Source organism: Halonatronomonas betaini (genome assembly GCF_015666175.1).
Taxonomy (GTDB): Bacteria; Bacillota; Halanaerobiia; order Halanaerobiales; family Halarsenatibacteraceae; genus Halonatronomonas; species Halonatronomonas betaini.
Map to the genome: position 1 here is coordinate 1 of NZ_JADPIE010000001.1, position 19,326 is coordinate 19,326.

20 protein-coding genes are annotated in these 19,326 nt (G+C 34.7%); 17 read left to right on the top strand and 3 right to left on the bottom strand.

From position 1 onward, the window contains the following. Positions 1-369: 369 nt before the first annotated feature. From I0Q91_RS00005 to I0Q91_RS00055, 11 genes are all read left to right on the top strand, one after another. A complete protein-coding gene (locus I0Q91_RS00005) occupies positions 370-495 on the top strand; it encodes a hypothetical protein (protein ID WP_270452061.1) in 126 nt (41 codons plus the stop codon). A 31-nt stretch (positions 496-526) separates the two neighbouring features. Further along, complete coding sequence (locus I0Q91_RS00010; protein WP_270452062.1) at positions 527-652, top strand: hypothetical protein; 126 nt, start codon at positions 527-529, stop codon at positions 650-652. Between the two features lie 303 nt (positions 653-955). Then, a complete protein-coding gene (locus I0Q91_RS00015; RefSeq protein ID WP_270452063.1) occupies positions 956-1,939 on the top strand; it encodes a GGDEF domain-containing response regulator in 984 nt (327 codons plus the stop codon). 11 nt (positions 1,940-1,950) lie between these two features. Next, entirely contained in the window at positions 1,951-2,253 is a 303-nt protein-coding gene (locus I0Q91_RS00020; RefSeq protein ID WP_270452064.1) for an Hpt domain-containing protein, read from the top strand. Continuing rightward, positions 2,246-4,642 (top strand): response regulator, encoded by a 2,397-nt coding sequence (locus I0Q91_RS00025; RefSeq protein ID WP_270452065.1) that lies wholly within the window; start codon positions 2,246-2,248, stop codon positions 4,640-4,642. Before I0Q91_RS00020 ends, I0Q91_RS00025 begins: the two co-directional genes overlap by 8 nt. Before the next feature lie 192 nt (positions 4,643-4,834). After that, on the top strand, positions 4,835-5,791 hold the full coding sequence (gene phnD, locus I0Q91_RS00030; RefSeq protein WP_270452066.1) for a phosphate/phosphite/phosphonate ABC transporter substrate-binding protein: 957 nt from the start codon (positions 4,835-4,837) through the stop codon (positions 5,789-5,791). An 87-nt stretch (positions 5,792-5,878) separates the two neighbouring features. Continuing rightward, entirely contained in the window at positions 5,879-6,739 is an 861-nt protein-coding gene (gene phnC, locus I0Q91_RS00035; RefSeq protein ID WP_270452067.1) for a phosphonate ABC transporter ATP-binding protein, read from the top strand. Further along, entirely contained in the window at positions 6,690-7,496 is an 807-nt protein-coding gene (gene phnE / locus I0Q91_RS00040) for a phosphonate ABC transporter, permease protein PhnE (protein WP_345790915.1), read from the top strand. Before phnC ends, phnE (I0Q91_RS00040) begins: the two co-directional genes overlap by 50 nt. A 30-nt stretch (positions 7,497-7,526) precedes the next feature. Beyond that, positions 7,527-8,327 (top strand): phosphonate ABC transporter, permease protein PhnE, encoded by an 801-nt coding sequence (gene phnE / locus I0Q91_RS00045; protein WP_270452070.1) that lies wholly within the window; start codon positions 7,527-7,529, stop codon positions 8,325-8,327. Between the two features lie 143 nt (positions 8,328-8,470). After that, positions 8,471-9,250: a phosphatase gene (locus I0Q91_RS00050; protein ID WP_270452071.1), complete on the top strand. Its 780-nt coding sequence runs from the start codon at positions 8,471-8,473 to the stop codon at positions 9,248-9,250. Between the two features lie 59 nt (positions 9,251-9,309). Next, entirely contained in the window at positions 9,310-9,960 is a 651-nt protein-coding gene (locus I0Q91_RS00055; RefSeq protein ID WP_270452072.1) for a DUF47 domain-containing protein, read from the top strand. A 13-nt stretch (positions 9,961-9,973) separates the two neighbouring features. Here the strand turns inward: I0Q91_RS00055 and I0Q91_RS00060 are convergent, their stop codons facing one another. Continuing rightward, positions 9,974-11,767 carry an SLC13 family permease gene (locus tag I0Q91_RS00060; RefSeq protein ID WP_270452073.1) on the bottom strand — a complete coding sequence of 598 codons (1,794 nt, stop codon included), beginning with the start codon at positions 11,765-11,767 and terminating at the stop codon, positions 9,974-9,976. Positions 11,768-12,184: 417 nt separating this feature from the next. Here I0Q91_RS00060 and I0Q91_RS00065 point away from each other — a divergent pair, with 417 nt between their 5' ends. The 3 genes from I0Q91_RS00065 to mntA all read left to right on the top strand — a co-directional run bounded on the left by I0Q91_RS00065 (position 12,185) and on the right by mntA (position 13,930). Beyond that, the gene (locus I0Q91_RS00065) at positions 12,185-12,448 is read left to right on the top strand and encodes a hypothetical protein (protein WP_270452074.1); all 264 of its coding nucleotides are present in this window, start codon (positions 12,185-12,187) and stop codon (positions 12,446-12,448) included. A gap of 553 nt (positions 12,449-13,001) precedes the next feature. Further along, positions 13,002-13,373, top strand: a complete 372-nt coding sequence (locus I0Q91_RS00070) for a helix-turn-helix domain-containing protein (protein WP_270452075.1) — start codon at positions 13,002-13,004, stop codon at positions 13,371-13,373. A 131-nt stretch (positions 13,374-13,504) separates the two neighbouring features. Continuing rightward, positions 13,505-13,930, top strand: coding sequence for a type VII toxin-antitoxin system MntA family adenylyltransferase antitoxin (gene mntA / locus I0Q91_RS00075; RefSeq protein ID WP_270452076.1), 426 nt, complete (start codon positions 13,505-13,507; stop codon positions 13,928-13,930). A 255-nt stretch (positions 13,931-14,185) separates the two neighbouring features. Here mntA and I0Q91_RS00080 read toward each other — a convergent pair whose 3' ends face one another. After that, positions 14,186-14,890, bottom strand: a complete 705-nt coding sequence (locus I0Q91_RS00080) for an ATP-binding cassette domain-containing protein (protein WP_270452812.1) — start codon at positions 14,888-14,890, stop codon at positions 14,186-14,188. Positions 14,891-14,924: 34 nt separating this feature from the next. Next, positions 14,925-15,857: an ATP-binding cassette domain-containing protein gene (locus I0Q91_RS00085; RefSeq protein ID WP_270452077.1), complete on the bottom strand. Its 933-nt coding sequence runs from the start codon at positions 15,855-15,857 to the stop codon at positions 14,925-14,927. Positions 15,858-16,154: 297 nt separating this feature from the next. On the opposite strand from I0Q91_RS00085, the gene I0Q91_RS00090 reads away from it, so the two are divergent. From I0Q91_RS00090 to nikB, 3 genes are all read left to right on the top strand, one after another. Further along, positions 16,155-16,535, top strand: coding sequence for an AIM24 family protein (locus I0Q91_RS00090; protein ID WP_270452078.1), 381 nt, complete (start codon positions 16,155-16,157; stop codon positions 16,533-16,535). 176 nt (positions 16,536-16,711) lie between these two features. Continuing rightward, a complete protein-coding gene (locus I0Q91_RS00095; RefSeq protein WP_270452079.1) occupies positions 16,712-18,235 on the top strand; it encodes a glutathione ABC transporter substrate-binding protein in 1,524 nt (507 codons plus the stop codon). 130 nt (positions 18,236-18,365) lie between these two features. Next, positions 18,366-19,295 carry a nickel ABC transporter permease gene (nikB, locus tag I0Q91_RS00100; RefSeq protein ID WP_270452080.1) on the top strand — a complete coding sequence of 310 codons (930 nt, stop codon included), beginning with the start codon at positions 18,366-18,368 and terminating at the stop codon, positions 19,293-19,295. The last annotated feature ends 31 nt before the right edge of the window (positions 19,296-19,326 follow it).

Here is a 19,326-nt window from a genome sequence, read left to right on the forward strand (position 1 = left end):
TATATTACAGTTTGGGCCACTATGGGCACTTTTTTATTAAATTTTTAATTAGTTCAAGTTCATTTTACAATTAAGCAAAATAATTAATTTATATATTTAAAAAATTAATTTTAAAAAATTATTTTATTAATATTAGAACTAATGCTAATCCTATCTGTACTTTTATAAAAAGCCTGTAAACCCTGTATTTTAAAGGTTTATAGGCTTTTTACATGTAAATTAATCAACCCCAAACGCTTTAACCTGTTAAATAGCTAATTGAATATCTTAATTATTTTATTAAAAATATTAATTTAATACTTGACAAATTTAATTTTTAGGTTTATAATATAGACAAATAGTAAAAATAAATTTAAGGAGGTGATCGAAGTGGGTTTCCTAAACAATATTTTAAAGTTAGACAATAAAGAAATTAAACTGAAAGAAGATCACAGAGAAGATTTCTATCAGCAGCATGTTCAAGATTGTCTAAAGCAGGGTCAGAATTTTCTATAATAAAAATATAAAAATTTAAGGAGTGATAAATATGTTAAATATAATGAATCTATTTAATTTAAAAAGAGATGATAAGATTAAGCTAAACAACGGCGAAGACATTCGAGAAGAGCATATCCAGAACGGCTTAAAGAATTATCAGGGTCAGATCTTTTAAATAAAAAGTTATCAGGAGGTGTTGTGAGATGATTAAGATATGAAAACTGGTCAGGTTCTAATAAAACTTGAGTCTAAGACAGCTAAATTAGTGAAAGATACTTAAAGTCCCCTTAGTGATAAACTATCAAGGGGACTTTTTTTATTTGGACTACAAATTTTATTGTTAGATTTTAATTATATAATCACTCTGGCTTGCCAGTTAAATTATTAATTCACCTAAATATATTGCTATCGATTATCAATAATGATACAATTGAACTACTAAAAATTTTGTAGAGTAATATTATACGAGGAGATATAAATGGATATACTAATAGTAGATGATTCTGAAAGTATCAGGGTATTTCTTGAGCAAATTTTAAAGAGCTGTAATTATGACAGTTTAAGCTTTGCTACTGATGGCCAGGAAGCCCTTGCCATGGTAGATAAAAAGCTACAATCTGGTGAAGAATATGATTTAATATTATTAGATATTATTTTGCCTGAAATGAATGGTATTGAGATCTGCTCAATATTAAAAAAAGAATATAAACTAGATGAAGTTCCAATTATAATGGTCACAGGCAGAGAAGATAAGGAAACCTTAAAGAATGCCTTTGCCGCAGGGGCAATGGATTATATTACTAAGCCAATATCTACTGTAGAATTAAAAGCAAGGGTACGGTCAGCTCTCAAGTTAAGGCAGGCTGTGAAAAAGAGAATAGCTAGAGAAAAAGAACTGGAGAAGTTAACAATAGAGCTTCAAAATGCTAATAAAAAACTAAATAAATTAGCATCGATTGATGGGCTTACAGGGCTTTCTAATCGGAGATATTTCGATAAAGCTTTAGAAAAGGAAGCAGCAAGAATGGCAAGGGAAGATAAAAAGTTAGGCATACTAATGATTGATATTGATAACTTTAAAAATTATAACGATTTATATGGACATCAGGCAGGAGATGACTGTTTAAAAAAGGTAGCTTCAACTATCTCAGAGACTGTTTTTAGGCCAGGGGATTTAGCTGCTCGCTATGGCGGTGAAGAGTTCGTTGTGATTCTACCTGATACTGATAGAGAAGGTATATATGAAGTGGCTGAAAGGATTAGACAGGCGATTGAAAATCTTGGGATTGAGCACAATGATTCCCCGGTAGCAGGTCATGTAACTGTCAGTATTGGGGCAGCAGTTTCTAATCTTAAAAATAATGAGGACGGAGAAACTATAGTAAAATTAGCAGATGATGCTCTTTATCAGGCAAAAGAAAATGGTAGAAACCAGACGGTTATTGCCAGTCAAAATAATTAGAGGTGATAATAATGGAGAAAAAAGAAACCGTTGTTGTAGATTCTGACCTAAAAGGAATAATTCCCCTATTCTTTAAGAATAGAGAATCAGATATTGAAGTTTTAAAAGAAAGTCTGGCCAATAAAAAATATGAAAAAATAGAACAGATTGGCCATCAGCTTAAAGGTGCCGGTGGAAGTTATGGCTTTGATTATATCAGTGAAATCGGTAAAAAGATTGAAGATCTGGCAAGTGAAAGTAATACTATAGAAATCAGGCAGTTAATCAACGAACTGGAATCTTATGTAAATACGGTTGAGATTTCTTATGACTGAGAATTTAACCCTTGAGCAGCAATATGAAATAATTTTTAATAATACCAATGATGCCATATTCTTATTAGATGTGGATAAAGATGATCAAATAAGATTTCTTAAGTTAAATAGAACCCATGAGGAATTAACAGGGCTTAAGACTGAAGATATTAAAGGTAAAACACCGATTGAAGTCTTTGGAGAAGAATTTGGTAGTATCCTTGAAAAAAATTATCGATTATGTTTAAAGAAAAAAGAAAATATTAAATATGAAGAGGAATTAGACCTGCCCAGGGGCAAAAAATACTGGTCGACATCATTATCACCAGTAATTCAAAATGGAAGAGTAGTCAAGATTGTTGGTACCGCAAGAGATATAACCAGCAGAAAAAAATCAGAAAAGCAGGTTAAAAAATTAAAGAATAGATTAGAGTTAGCTACCAGCAGTGCAGGTATCGGCATCTGGGAATTAAACTTAAAAAGTGATGACCTTTACTGGAATGACAATATGTTTGAATTATATGAAATGGCGAAGGAAACTGAAAATAATCAGTATAAACAATGGGTAGATAATATCCATCCTGAGGATAGAGAAGCAACTAATAATAAATTTAAAAATGCAGTTAGTCAAAATAAAGATTATCAGGATGAATTTAGAGTCTTAACCCCTGCTGGAGAAATTAAATATATTAAAGCCTTTGGTAGGATCTTTACTGATTTTGAAACCTCAGATAAAATTATGGTCGGGATAAATTATGATATCACCCAGCAGAAAAAAGCTGAGAAAAGACGGAAAGAATACGCTAAAGAATTGGAGTTAAAGAATTTTGAACTGAAGCAGGCCCAGGAAGAGGCAGTTCAGGCTTCTAAGGCTAAATCTGAGTTCTTAGCAACAATGAGCCATGAAATTCGAACACCGATGAACTCAATTATTGGTATGGCTGAAATTTTATCTGATACAGATTTAAATAATCAGCAAAAAAATTATCTTGAAATATTAATCAATGCCAGTGATAATTTATTGAACTTGATTAATGATATCCTTGATCTATCTAAGATAGAATCAGGAATGATCGAAATAGAAGAACTAGAATTTAGTTTAAATCAATTAACAGATTCTCTAGTAGATTTATTTGCCAAGCAGGCCTTTGATAAGGGGATAGAATTTCTCTACTTTATTGATAATGATGTACCTAAAAACTTGAAAGGACCTGCAAATAGGTTAAGACAGATTTTGATTAATTTATTAGGAAATGCAGTTAAATTTACTGATGCAGGTGAAGTTGAGTTAAAAATATCTTTAGATAAATATATGAGCAAAAACCAGGATGACTTTGCAATTTTAGAATTCAAAGTAAGGGACACAGGGATCGGGATTAAGCCTGAAGATCAGAAAAAAATCTTTTCTAGCTTTACCCAGGTTGATTCCTCTAATACCCGGCAGTACGGGGGAACTGGCCTAGGACTTGCAATTTCAAAGAGATTAATAGAAATGATCGATGGCAGCCTGGAATTAGAAAGTACCTATGGAGAAGGCAGTACCTTTTCATTTAAAGTTCCCTTTAAATTATCAAATGAAGATAACAAGATTTTTTCTACTTATAAAAACCTTGATCTTACCTCAAAAAGAATTTTGATTGTAGATGATAATAACACAAATTTAATGATCCTTGATAAAAATCTAAGCTTTTTAAATGCTAGAATAGAAAAATTTCAGGATCCTGGGAAAGTTTTAGAACATCTAAAATCAGATCAGGATTATGATTTAATAATAACTGACTTTTTTATGCCAGAAATTAATGGTTATCAGTTAGCAAAAATGATTAAAGAAGATTTGAAGCTGATTAATATACCAATAATCATGCTGACATCTGATTACGAACAAGAATACCAGTATACTAATTTTGAAAAATATTTAAATATAAAAATAACAAAGCCAGTAAAAAGACAGGCATTGTATAATTCTATCTGTGAGGTTTTGTCCTGCGAGATAAAATCACCAGAGAAAAAAGAAGCTAAAAAGAATATAGTTAATTCAAATAAAAAATTAAGTATTTTATTAGCAGAAGATAATCCAGACAACAGGACATTGATTGAATTATATATGAAAAAGACTGGCGATGACTTAATAATTGCTACTAATGGCCAGGAGGCAATCGATCAATTTAAAGAAAATAAAGTTGATTTAATTTTAATGGATATTCAAATGCCAGAAGTAGATGGTTATCAGGCCCTAAAAAGGATCAGAAAGTTAGAAAGAGATAGAGAGAATCTAACCCCAATTATTGCCCTGACAGCATATGCCTTAGATAATGAAGTTGAAAAATCTTTAGCTGCAGGCTTCAATGATCACCTGGCTAAACCAATAAAGAAAAATCTATTATTTAAGACAATAGATAATTATCGCTAAAATTTAAACTACATCAAAAGTTCTCTAAACCCTTGCGGTCAGGCTTAAAAAGCCCTGGCCGTTTTTATATTAGGCCAGGTTTTTAACATTTAATTAACAATTTGTTAACAAATACGAAATCTTATTGAAACATTAAGATGAAATAATTATAAGTGAAATAAGAAAAACAAAACTAATTGGAGGTATTAATTGATGAAAAAATTTGGTGGAATATTTACAGTTTTAGTTCTTTCAGTTCTAATTTTTACTGGCGTTGTTATTGCAGAACAGGTAGATCATGGTGACCTGGCAGAAGGTTTTGTTGATTATGATGGTGATTTAGTTGCTGATGTCCCTGCTGATGAGTCAGAATGGATTAATCCAGACCAAATAATTTTTTCCTACACACCAGTTGAAGAACCATCAGTTTATAAAACCGCCTGGTCAGATTTTTTAGATCATCTGGCTGAAGTAACTGGCAAAGAAGTTATGTTTTATGCAGTTGAAAACTATGCTGCTCAGTTAGAAGCTTTAAGGGCTGGTAGAATTCATATTGCTGGGGTTAATACAGGAAGTGTTCCTTTTGCTGTAAATACTGCAGGAGTTGTCCCCTTTGCAATGATGGCAAATGAGGATGGCAGTTTTGGTTATGAAATGGAAGTTATTACCCAAAAAGATAGTGAACTGGAAGGTTTAGAGGATCTTGAAGGCAAGACAGTTGCCTTTGTTTCTCAGACATCTAACTCAGGATTTAAAGCTCCTTCTGCAATTTTAAAATCTGAAATGGGCTTTGAAGCAGGCGAAGACTATGAAACAACATTTAGTGGCCGTCATGATAACTCAATTATGGGTGTCTATAATGGAGATTATGAAGTTGCAGCAATTGCAAACTCAGTTATGAATAGAATGGCTGCCAATGGAGCAATTGATACTTCAGAAATAAAGACAATTTATAAATCTCAGACCTTTCCAACTACAGCTTACACATATGTCAATAACCTGCATCCAGGCTTAGCACAAGAAATCAAAAAAGCTTTCATGACCTTTGACTGGGAAGATACAAGCTTAGATGAAGAATTTAGTGAAGATAAGTTTATTCCAATAGATTATAAGACATACTGGGAAGTAATTAGAACTATTGATAAGGCAAATGGAGTAGAATACAAGTAATTATTAATTAAAAACTATCTGATTTTAGTTGCCGGATGCCTTACCTCTTAGGGTATCCGGTAACCTTAATATAGAAAGGGGAAAATTATGCTTGAGATTAATGGTTTGCATAAAGAATATCCAGGAGGAGATTTAGCTCTTCGTGGTGTTAACATTAAATTAAATAAAGGAGAAATTACAGCAGTAATCGGTCCATCTGGTGCCGGCAAATCCACATTAATTCGCTGTATTAATCGCTTAGTTGAGCCAACAGCTGGAGATATAGTTCTTCAGAATCAAAACATTAAAGAGCTAGACAAAAAGGAACTTAAGAATAAAAGAAGAGAAATCGGGATGATTTTTCAGGAATATGCCTTAGTAGAAAGATTAACTGTAATGGAAAATGTTTTATCAGGCAGGCTTGGATATGTGTCTTTCTGGAGAGCCTGGCTCAGGAAATTTCCTCAGAAAGATATTAATCAGGCGTATCAACTCTTAAAAAGATTAGGTTTAAAAGATCATGTCACTAAAAGAGCCGATCAACTTTCAGGAGGCCAGAGACAGAGAGTTGGTATAGCTAGAGCTTTAATTCAAGACCCAAAACTTCTATTAGTTGATGAACCAACTGCCAGCCTTGATCCTAAAACTTCAAGACAGATCATGCGCTTAATTACTGAATTAGCCAGAGAAAGAGAACTTGCAGCTTTAATCAATATCCATGATGTCAGTTTGGCTAAAGAATATGTTAGTAGAATAATTGGGATGAGACAGGGTGAAATTGTATTCGATGGTAGCCCTGCAGAATTAAATAAGAAAACACTGACTACTATTTATGGAGAAGAAGATTGGGAAAAATTAAGTGAAGATGATGATGACAGTAATGATGACGAAAGAGCTCAACAAGGGGGTAATGATATTGTTGACGAAGAACAACGAAGATTACACCTGGCAGCGTCCTCGTCTAATTAAAAGTAAAAATTTACGATATTTAATTTTTTCATTGCTTACTGCATATTTAATTTTAACTTTTATTTCATTAAGGATTGATCCCCAGCGGATCTTACTGGGCTTGAGTAGAAGCCAGAGTTACTTTGCAGATTTTCTAAGACCAGATTTTTTCTCCAGGGGCAGCTCTATTATTGATGGTATTTTAGAAAGTTTAACAATGACCTATATTGCAACAGTATTTGGAGTTATAATTTCTATTCCCTTTGCCTTTGGGGCAGCTGAAAATATTTCCCCTAAACCAATTTATTATATTTCCCGGGCAGTAATTGTAATTTCAAGAAGTTTTCAAGAAGTTGTTATTGCCATCTTTTTTGTAGTAATCATTGGTTTTGGACCAATGGCTGGAGTTTTAACACTTACCTTTAGCAGTATTGGGTTTATAGCTAAACTTTTAGCAGAAGAAATTGAAGATATAAATTGGAGCCAGGTAGAGGCTATAAAAGCTACCGGTGCCTCCTGGCCAAAATTAATGAACTATGCAATTATTCCCCAGGTGCTGCCCCGGTTTATAGGTCTGGTAGTTTATAGACTTGACATAAATTTTAGAGCATCAGCTGTAATAGGAGTCGTCGGGGCTGGTGGAATTGGCACAACTTTAAATGCTGCTTTTGACCGTTATGAATTTGACTCAGCCTCAGCAATTTTAATAGTAATGATTGCAATTGTAATGCTAGGAGAATTATTTTCTTCTTTTATAAGAAAAAAAGTTAATGAGTAAGGGATTATTTAAATTGAAAGGAGTTTTAAAATGTCGAGTAATGATTATAACTGGCAACTAAAGGGGATTAGCCGAGTATTAAAAGAATTATTATTCTGGGCAGCAGGAATCTGGCTTTTTATTTATTGCTGGAACATACTATCAGCCCGGACCATGTGGCCCTTTGTATATGATGGAGCAGAACAGGCTTCCAAATTATTATTTAGAATGTTTCCACCAAATTGGCCTTATTTTTTTGAACTTTTACGGCCAATCTGGGATACAATTACAATAGCTACTATTGGAACACTGGCAGCAGTAATATTTTCATTATTTGTTGCTTATCTAGCAGCCGAAAATACAACCCCCCACCCAACTTTAAGGTATTTTGCTCTTTTAATAATTGTAACATCTAGATCTGTTAGTTCATTAATCTGGGCAATTATACTTGTAATAATTTTAGGTCCAGGTGTTCTGGCAGGTATAATAGCTATTTCATTTAGATCAATTGGTTTTGTCTCGAAATTGCTCTATGAAAGCATAGAAGAGATAGATAAAAACCAGGTAGAGGCAGTTGCGGCAACAGGAGCATCCAAGTTTTCTACTCTGATTTATTCAGTAGTTCCTCAGGTATTTCCTACTTTTATTGGGACATCAATCTATCGCTGGGATATAAATATTAGAGAATCTACAGTAGTCGGACTTGTTGGAGCTAGAGGCATAGGCCTGCAGTTAAATGAAGCAATCTTAGGTCTTAAATGGCCAGATGCAATAATTATTTTTATGATGATTTTATCTTTAGTTTTATTTTCAGAATTCTTCTCTGCCAGGATCAGAAAGATCATCATTTAATTATAACCCATATATAGATTAAAAAAATTGAAAACTTGTTCAATAGCTGAAACCATTATTTAACATTATGTTAACACCAATTAAATATAAGCGTAACATTAATAGGTTATAATAAAATCAAGATAAAAAGGAGGTAGATTAAAATGATAGAAATAAAAGCAGATCTGCATACCCATACAGTTCATAGCGGCCATGCCTATTCGACCCTTGATGAAATAGCTAGAGAAGCTTCAAAAAAAGGTCTGGAATTAATTGCAATCACAGACCATGGACCGGCAATGCCAGATGGTCCCCATGAATATTACTTTGGCAACCTATGTATTTTACCTGAAGAATTATATGGCGTTAAGATATTAAAGGGAGTTGAAGCTAATATCTTAAAAGGAGGTAAACTGGATCTTTCATCGGAGTATCTAAATAAATTAGATTTTGTAGCAGCCGGTATCCATGATAAAACAGGCCATAATCTAAAAGATAAAGTTGAATATACTGAGGCAGTGATTAAAGCAGTGGAAAGAGGTTATATCGATATGCTCAGTCATCCAGTCAATAGTAATTTCCCGCTGGATCTTGGGGAAATAGTTGAGGCCTGTAAAAATAATGAAGTTATCTTAGAAATTAATGCAAGCAGTTATAACCCGGCCAAGAACTTTAGCAGGGCTGATAGAATGGCTACTGTAAAATTAATTAACCTGGCCAGAAAGAATAATGTTCCCCTGGCATTCAACAGTGATGCCCACTTCTGTAAACAGGTCGGTAATATCTCATATCTTAAAGGAATATTTAGAGAAACCTATTTGCAACCAGAGGATGTAATAAATACTTCAGCAGATAAAGTAATATCATACATTTATAATCGCACAGTAAATCAAATTTCAATGCCTTCATTTAATGATAGCAATCAAGTTTTAATCAAGGCTTAGCATAATAGGAAGTTAGTTTTCTTAATTATTTTGGGATATATGTGATTGGGGGTTTAAAAATGATAAAACTATTCAAAGAATCTGATAAACTGGAAGTAAATTTAGTTGATTTAACAGAATTAGTAGGCAAATGTATGGCCAATTCCTTAGAGGCCCTTTTTCTATATTTAGAAGAGGGAGAAAGCCATGAAGTTAAGGTGCTTATCGATACTGTGCATGAATATGAAAGTAAGGCTGATAAACTAAGGCGGGAAATAATCACCAGTATTTTAGATGGCAGGTTAATGCCTAATACAAGAAGTGATATTTTAAATTTAGTAGAGTCGATTGATGATATAGCTGATTTCTCAGAAGATATTATTGATGAAATTATATTTTTAAGATTAAAGTTTACCTATCTTGATTTAGACAGAGCCAGGCAAATGCAGGAACTACTCCTGGAACAATTTGAAAAACTAATTGATGGCCTAAAACTTTTATTTATAGAGATGAATCAGGCTCTAGTTTATGCCCGACAACTTGAAGAAATTGAATCAAAACTTGATGATATAGAAGAAGAAATGATTAGAGAAATTGGTCAAAACCAAGAATTAGATGCAGCAGAAAAACTTTCACATCGCAATCTGATTAAAAATATTTCTGACCTGGCTGATATTATCGAGAAAGTTGGAGATGTTATGGAAGTTATAGTATCTGTTAGACATGGGTAAAAAAGTTGTAACATTATAACCCCCAAAATAGATTTATCAATAGAGGAACAACAAACAGAAGGATTAACTGTAAAGGCAATCCTGTCCAGAAAAAGTCTTGAAATTTATAATTTCCAGGACCGTATACCATCATATTTGTCTGATAACTCATAGGAGTTAAAAAGGCTGAACTGGCTGCAAAAGTAACTGCCAGGGCAAATGCCAGGGGATTTAATCCTAGCTGGCCGGCAGCATCTAGAGCTATAGGTAACATCAAGATGACACTGGCATTATTACCAATTAAATTTGCAAAAATAACAGTCAGAAAATAAAATACCATCAAAAACATTAGTGGTGAGAGCATGCCTTCCAACCGCAGTACCTGTCTGGCCATGAATTCAGCAGTACCAGTATTATCCATAGCGATTCCTAGAGGAATTAAACCAGCCAAAAGAAAAATTACATTCCAGTTAATTGCTTCTGATAATTCAACTGGTTTTAAAGTATTCGTTACTACCATCGCAATCACTCCACCTAAAGAAGAAATTACAATCGGTACAATATTTAAAGCAGCTAACAAAACAACTCCGGCCAGAATAGCCAGAGATGTTATTACTTTGGAAGGGCGATATTCCTTACTGATAAGTTCACTGGAAACAATAAAATTTCTATCTTTTTTCAACCGCTCAATGGTCTTTTCTCCTGCAGTCAGCAGCAACACATTACCAGCCTTTAAAGTGATATCTCCCATTCTTTTATGTGTTAATTCTTCGCCCTGACGAATAGCTAATATATCACATTCATAGTTTTCCAAAAAATTAACTTCCTCCAGAGTTTGGCCTTCCAGAAAAGAACCATATGGCAATACAATTTCCACTAGACTCTGGCTTTCTTTTTTGACATTTAAACTTTCTCGGGTAGGTGTTTCCGAACTTATTTTCATGCGATGTGTCCTGATCAATTTGACAAGATTTTTAGGATCGGTCCTTACAATGAGATGGTCGCCTTCTTGAATAGTTTTATTAGTAAGAGGTTTTAAAAATTTTTCTCCAGATCGATTTAATTGAATTATATTCAAATCAAAATCCATTCTCTGCTCAGTTTCTTCCAGAGTCTTTCCAATCAGTGGAGAATCTTTTCTGATTATAGTTTCAGTCAGATATTCTCCCATTTTAAACTGTTCTGTCACCTCAACTTCAGGTTTTATTCTATCTGGAAGTATTTTTCTACCTAAAAACAACATATAAATAGCCCCGATGAATAACACTAATAATCCCAGGTGAGTAAATTCAAACATGGAAAAACCTTCTCCTGTCCTTCTAGCTAAGATATCACTGGCCAAAATATTAGTAGATGTTCCAATTAAGGTTGTTAAACCTCCCATCATTGCAGCATAGGAAAGAGGTATTAAAAACTTAGAAGGCGAACTATTCTTACGTCTGGCAATTCCGATTACCAGTGGGATAAATAATGCCACAACAGGAGTATTATTAATGACCCCTGCAATTAAACCTGCAAATAAAATAATAAAAAAAAGCAGTTTAAAATCACTATCTCCAGTCCATTTAGATATTTTATCTCCTAGAGCCTGGATAATACCGCTCTTTTCTACACCTGCACTAATGATAAACATAGACCCAATGGTGACTGTTGCCGAGCTAGAAAACCCTGATATGGCCTCTGTAGGGCTAACTTCTGTCCAGAAATTAGTCAGCACTAAAATTACAGGAATAGATAGGGCAATTATATCTATCCGAATAGGTTCTATGATAAACATTACAATTAAAAAAATTAAGAAAAATATAATAAAAATTATTCCTGGATCCATGTATTTATCCTCCTGTTATAAAAAGGATTGCGTTACTCTCAATAGATACCTCAATAGTTGAAATTTGAGTTAATTATAAATTAATTTTAATTTTTAATCAAGCTATAAATAATAAATTTATAACTCCATTCAATATACCAAATTAAAATGAGGCAAGATAGTAAAGAGGATTATTACCAGTGGCATGTTCAACATTGCTTAAAGATGTGGCAGGAGTAGTTATATAATAAAGATCAATTATATTTAAGGTGTGCTAACTATGTTAAATATATTCAACTTAATTTCCAGATGAATTAACTAAAAATAATACCTTAGCTATATTGACAAATTCCAAAATCAGGGATATTATTAGAGTGTATAGCAATAATTCTATTGTGTATTACAAATGCTTGTCCAACTGAGATTGAGGAAAAGGAGATGAGTAAGATGGTACAAAAAGTTATAGTCTGGGGTCTTATTTTTGGTTTGGTCGGATTGGTCTTTGGATATTTAGTTTTCGGTCGAGTAGCTGGAGATTATATAGGAATTAGTAATTTAATAACTGTACCTGAAAACTTGCTTGAAGAAATTGGTGAAAGCCTAACAGGTATCCGTCAGATTCGCCAACAAATTATTATATCAGGGTTTGCAGGCTTAATCATTGGCGCTGTTGGTTCGGCGTTGTTGATGCGGAAATCGTAATTATTCATTAATTCACAACTCAATCAATTTGCTCACAAGCAGCCTCAATAAAATCTATAAGACTCCTTAATAAACCTGGAGAAAAGTTTTTATAAGGGAAGCTGCTTGTTACTTAAAAATAAATTCTAGAAAGCTAACATTATAAACCTGCCAGATAAATTTTCATTCAATGCTCCCACCACCCCTATTAAATCCCAATCAAACCTGATAGAATTAATTACAGATAAAACCAATCCTGATCCTGAAATATAACTATCCCATCATCAACCCTACACCAACCCTACATCAACCCTACTCCAGTATTATATCACCCCGGTATCACCTCGGTAGCCACCCAGTATTAACCCAGTACCAACCCACTATCAACCCACACCAGGTCCAGACACCTGGCTATTTTTTTATCATCAGAATTCATTAAGCCACCCACCTCAACTTAAACCAGCAATAAATATTTCATTCAATGCTCCCACCTATTATTCCAAATAATAGCCAGGTCTGTTACTATTATAATAACTGGTCCAGTTTATAATTAATCCATCAAAAATATCATGGGGTGATAAAAATTAATATCGAGCAAGAAACAACTAATCCAGAGGCAAAAATATCAGAAGCAATTGAATATAGCTCTCCTATGAAGAACTTTACAAAATTAGATAATAATATTCTAAAAGACCCGAACCTTACAGCCCAGGCAAAAATTCTTTATGCAGTACTGGTTAGCTATTGCTGGGATAGTGGCTACTGCTACCCGGGCCAGATGCAGCTTGCCAGTGAATTAGGAGTATCTGATAGAAGTATCAGAACCTGGCTAAAAAGCCTCGAGAAATATGGCCTAATCAAGAAAGCACATCGCTATGGCCTGTCCAATCTCTATTATCTAAAAGACCCTGCAAAGATATATCCAGATGCAGATTATGGACAATAATTAAAAACTATCAACCTAATAAAAATTTGCTTATAAATAATTTTCAGTAATTCAAAATAATTGTGATATAATAAACTCATACAAAAGTCCTCTAAAACAAAAAGCCATAATCAGAAAGAGGTGTCAGCAATATGAAAGAAGCCCGGTTAGAGCAGCTTAAAGATCATCTCTATCAAAAAGACGAAATAATATTTGCATATATATATGGCTCTGTGGCCAGAAATCAGGATACCAGGTTAAGCGATATCGACCTGGCAATTTACATTGATGAAGATAAAAAGCCAGCAGCTGGCCCCTTCGGCTATAGAAGTGATCTAATCGTCGAACTCCAGCCGCTGGCAGGCAATGATATTGACCTTATAATTCTAAATGAAGCCCCTAATTTACTGGCCTATCAAGTATTTAAAGAAGGTCAGCTCTTATTTAACAAAGATCCTGATCTCCGGACCAGAGTCCATGCAAAAACTGTTGATAAATACCTGGATTTCCTGCCAATGCTTAAAGTTCAGGAAAAATATCTGAATGAAAGAATCGAAGAGAACAGGTTTGGGAGCTGATTTATTAGTCAAGGGCAAGTTATTACTGGCAAAGAATTGCATTAAGTAAAAATACTTCCAGCGGAAAGTAGACGTCATCTAAAAACCGGGGGGCAAATTCTCGCCGGTCCCCCTGGAAATAGTCTTCCAAGAAAGAAGATCCCTTGACTTATAATCAGTATATATATAGGTCCCTTGTGAAAAACCATTTCAAAAACTTGCCAGCCAGTAATTAGTTGATATTTGCCTAAAATCCGAATAAAACTAGCTTTGATTTTATTTATTTAAATTATTTAGTTTGATGATAAGTTCTTCTTTCTCCTGGGGACCTGCATCCTCCAGCTTAGATAGGAGTTCAGCTCTTTTCATCTTAATGACAATTTCATCAAGGTTTTTTTGATTATTAACATTACCACCTCTATATTTCTCATATTCATCATAACTACCTTTGAATATTTCAAGGCCACCCTGATCAAGATGCCAGATCTCTGAGGCAACTTTTTTAATAAAATAACGGTTGTGGCTAACGGCCAGAAAAGCACCATTATAATTATTTAATGCCTCTTCAATAATCTGTCTTGAATTTATATCAAGGTGATTTAAGGGCTCATCTAATAAAAGTAGATTGAATTTGCCTAATAGGAGGTTAGAAAATGCAGCTCTAACCTTTTCACCAGTACTTAAATCCTTTATCTGCTTGAAAACTTCTTTGCCTTCAAAGAGCATAGACCCTAAAAATGTTCTAATAATTTCTTCATCCTTATCAGGATTTTTAGATTTAAGTTCATCTAGCAAAGATTTATTAGGGTCCAGGTTTTCTAATTTTTGAGAGAAATACCCGATTTTCAGCTGACCACTTCTTTTAATTAAGCCAGAATTTTTATTGATTTCACCTAGAATTATTTTTAATAATATTGATTTTCCAGTGCCATTCGCACCTAATAGAGCAATTTTACTATCTTTATAGATTCTGAAATTAATATCTGTAAAAAGATTGAGATTGGGAAAAGACTTGCTAAGACCTTTTTACTTCAACAATGATAGAATCATGAATCACCTGTCGCTCAAAATCTGGATTGATCCTGCGATGTTCATATGGCTTTTCTTTCTCATTAAGCTTTTCCAGCTGACTTTTTAAACTTTTAACCCTTTTAGCAAAGCGACCTTTACGACTATCTGCTCCCTTTGTTACACGCCAGAAAGAATCAGTTCTTTTACCCTTCGAGTCAGTCTTTTGAGTCAGTTGCTGCTGTTTGCGTTTTCTTTTCTCCAGGCGTTTTTTCTCTGCCTGATATTTCTCATATTCTTTATATTTCTTTTGAATTTCCAGTTCCTTAAGCTCTTTATAATCACTGTAGTTTCCTGTGTAAGTTTTAATTTCTTGTTGGTCTAACTCCCAGATTTTATCAACTACCTTATCCAGGAAATGGCGATCATGAGAAACTGTTATAACGGCTCCCTGAAATTGATCTAAAAAAGTAGTAAGCCAGTCCCGGGTCTTTAAATCAAGATGATTGGTTGGCTCATCTAAAATTAATAAATCTACTTCCTCTTTAGCAAGGAGTCTAACCAATTGAAGCTTCGTCTGCTCGCCACCACTGCAGTCAGCAATATTTCTATCTAAAAAATCAGTCTCAAATCCAAACTTCTTCATTAATTTAATAAACTTACCATAATTATTAGTCTTTTCAGTCATAAACTCTTCAACTGTTTGGCCTTGCAGATAATTGTATTCCTGTGGTAGATAGGCAGTTCTGCATTTATCTATTATCCTGCCACTATAATCATTTTCTTGGTTTAATAATATTTTTAGCAGGGTGGTCTTACCAGTACCATTACGGCCAATTAAGGCAATTCTATCACCCTGATTAATCTTGAAATTTATACCTGAAAATAATTTTCTAGCTCCAATCCATTTTTCAATTTCTATTGCTTCTAATAATAACAAAAAAATCCCTCCTTAATGTCTAACTATACCGGTCTGCAAACCAGTTAAGAGTTAAACAATAGGAGAGAACTACAATCCCTCTTTATTATAAAATGTTAAATCATGGAAGTATATAGGTATAATACTCTAACCAGTTTGCTAAAAATTTTAATTTACTTGATGGTTAAAGTATATTTGAACATCTGCTTAAAATTTCACCTCTAATTACTACAATAAAATTATCCATTTAATTAATATTAACATAAATTAATAAAAAATAAAAGCAGATCAAAGAAATCTTAGTTTGATTTCCTGCCAGTGCTTAAAGTTCAGGAAAAATATTTGAATGAAAGAATAGAAGAGAATAGGTTTGCAGTAGAAAACCTATTAGCAATTAATTATATATTAACCAGCAGATTTAAAATTACAATCAATATGATCTCACATAAAATTAGGGAGGTAATCAAAATTAAATATGAAATCTTTGGAGAGACAATGCCAGTTGTGACCTTTACTCTGTCAAGGGGAGAAAAACTCAAATCAACTGCCGGTTCAATGAAATGGATGGACGATTCAGTAGATATGGATACATCAATGGATGGAGGAATTGGCGGGTTTTTAAAGAGAAAGCTAATGCAGGAGAGCGGAATGCTAAATGTTTTTACTGCCAGATCAAGACACCTAAATAAACCAAATTAACAAAAATTAATTAAATAAAAACAACTAACATCAATAACAAATAGCAATAATATAGCACTTAAGATTTATTTGTGCTAAATAACTATTTTTGGTATAATAATAGTCGCAATAGTTTAAGCTATTATTAGCTTAAAATTTCAAGATACCATGCTCAAAAATTCTAAGGAGGGATGAACTTGAAGAAAATCTTAGTTTTAGCTTTAGCAGCAGTAATGGTAATGTCTCTTAGCTTTATGCTTGGAGAAGAAGTTCAGGCTCAGGATGACGAACTGACAGTCGCCCAGGGTGCAACCAGAACCACCATGGATCCTCAGGGCGAAAATGATCAGCCTTCAGCACAGGTTAGAGCTCATATTTATGATACTTTAATTCATCAGACTCCAGATCTAGAATTAGAACCAGGTTTAGCAGTTGACTGGGAACAGGTTGACGATGTAACCTGGGAATTTGAACTAAGAGAAGGCGTCTATTTCCATAACGGCGAAGAATTTACAGCAGATGACGTAAAATTCACCTATGAACGCCTGATTGATCCAGATATGGCGTCAGACTCTGCTTTCCTTCTTGACATGTTAAGCGATATTGAAGTAGTCGATGATTATACCATTAGATTAGAATTAGAAGAGCCATTCACACCTTTATTAAGTCATTTATCTCATACCTCAACCAGCATTTTAAATGAAACAGCAGTCGAAGAGGCCGGCGAAGATTATGGAATCACAACCTCAATAGGTACCGGGCCATATGAATTTGCAGAATGGTTGAGTGGCGACTATATAACCCTTGAAAGAAATGACAACTACTGGGGCGAAGAAGCCAATATAGAGAATTTAACATTTAGAACAGTAGAAGAGAGTACAGTTAGAGCAATCGAAGTAGAGACAGGCGGAGTCGATATCGCCTTTGACGTTCCACCAGTTGATGTAGAAAGACTCGATGAAGACCCAGGTGTCGAAATTATCCAGTCCGAAACCCTTTCAACAACCTATATCGGTTTTAACGCAGATAGAGAACCATTTGATGATGTTAGAGTCCGTCAGGCAATCAATTACGCAGTAGATACAGATCCAATAGTTGACCAGGTATATGAAGGCCAGGCCAGCAGAGCCACCGGTCCAATTTCAGAACTAGTCTGGGGAGCCCATCCAGATCTGGAGCCATATGAGCATGATCCAGATAGAGCCCAGGAATTACTGGAAGAAGCAGGTTATGAAGATGGCTTCTCAGCAACAATTTATACTAATGATGAATCCCAGAGACTTCAGGTTTCAGAACTTGTCCAGGATAACCTGAGTGATCTTAATATTGACATCAGCGTTGATGTATTAGAATGGGGAGATTATCTGGAAAGAACTGGCGAAGGTGAACATGACATGTTCGTACTTGGCTGGGTTACAGTAACCGGTGATGCAGATTATGGTCTATATTCACTATTCCATAGCAGCCAGTACGGCCATCCAGGAAACAGAACTTTCTGGTCTGATCCTGATGTAGACGATTATCTCGATGACGGTAGACTCTTAGTCGATGAAGATGAAAGAGAAACTGCCTATATCGAAGCCCAGGAAATCATAAGAGATGAAGCACCCTGGATCTTCTTAGTCAATGAAGATGATGTCCACGGACTTCAGGATAATGTTCAGAACTTTGAGCCACATCCAGCAGGCCATCATGATCTAAGTCAGGTCACATTAGACTAAGGGATCATACAAGAAATTAAAATAAAAAAATCAACCTAAAATTAAATATAAAAAAGCGATAGGCATGTATTTTCGTCTATCGCTTTACTCTTATTATAAAAACTGAAATTACTTGAAAGGTGGTTTATCCATGTGGAAATATGTAGTAAAAAGACTCCTTTCTTTAATACCAGTAATCATCGCAGTATCAATCCTGGTATTTCTATTAATGCACATAACTCCAGGTGACCCGGCACTATTAATGCTCGGTGAACGGGCACCAGAAGAACAGGTAGAAAACCTAAGGGCCAGAATGGGCCTGGACCAACCAGTTCCAGTCCAGTACCTAAACTGGGCAGGCCAGATCTTACAGGGTGATTTCGGCCGTTCCCTAAGATCAAGAAGGCCGGTCCTGATGGAGATCCAGATGAGATTTCCAAATACCCTGATACTAGCAGCAGCAGGTGTCTTAGTTGCTATATTTGTAGGCATACCAATCGGAGTAATATCTTCAGTTTACCGGAACTCCTGGCTTGACAACCTCTTCACGGGTATGGCATTTGTCTTGGTCGGGATGCCAGTATTCTGGACAGGAATTATGTTAATATTAATATTTTCAGTAACCCTGGGCTGGCTGCCATCGTCAGGTATGGCCTGGGATATCCGTAACTTTATCATGCCTACAATCGCCCTGGCATCGGTAACAACAGCCACAATTGCCAGGATTGCCCGTTCAAGCATGTTAGATGTCTTAAATGAAGATTATGTCCGAACAGCCAGAGCAAAAGGTGTATCTGAACGCCTGGTTAACTATAAACATGCCCTTAGAAATGCCTTAATACCAGTAGTTACAATTTTAGGCCTCCAGTTTGGCCAGATGTTAGCAGGCGCAGTTTTAACAGAAACAGTCTTTGCCTGGCCAGGAATGGGTAGATTAATCGTCGACTCAATTAGAGCCAACGACTTCCCTGTTGTTCAGGGCTCAATTCTGGTCTTTGCAATAGCATATGCCCTGGTCAATACAGCAGTCGATATAGCTTACGCCTATCTTGATCCCCGGGTACAGGTGAAATATGAATAAAATTAATCTGAAAATAAATATCATAGACGCT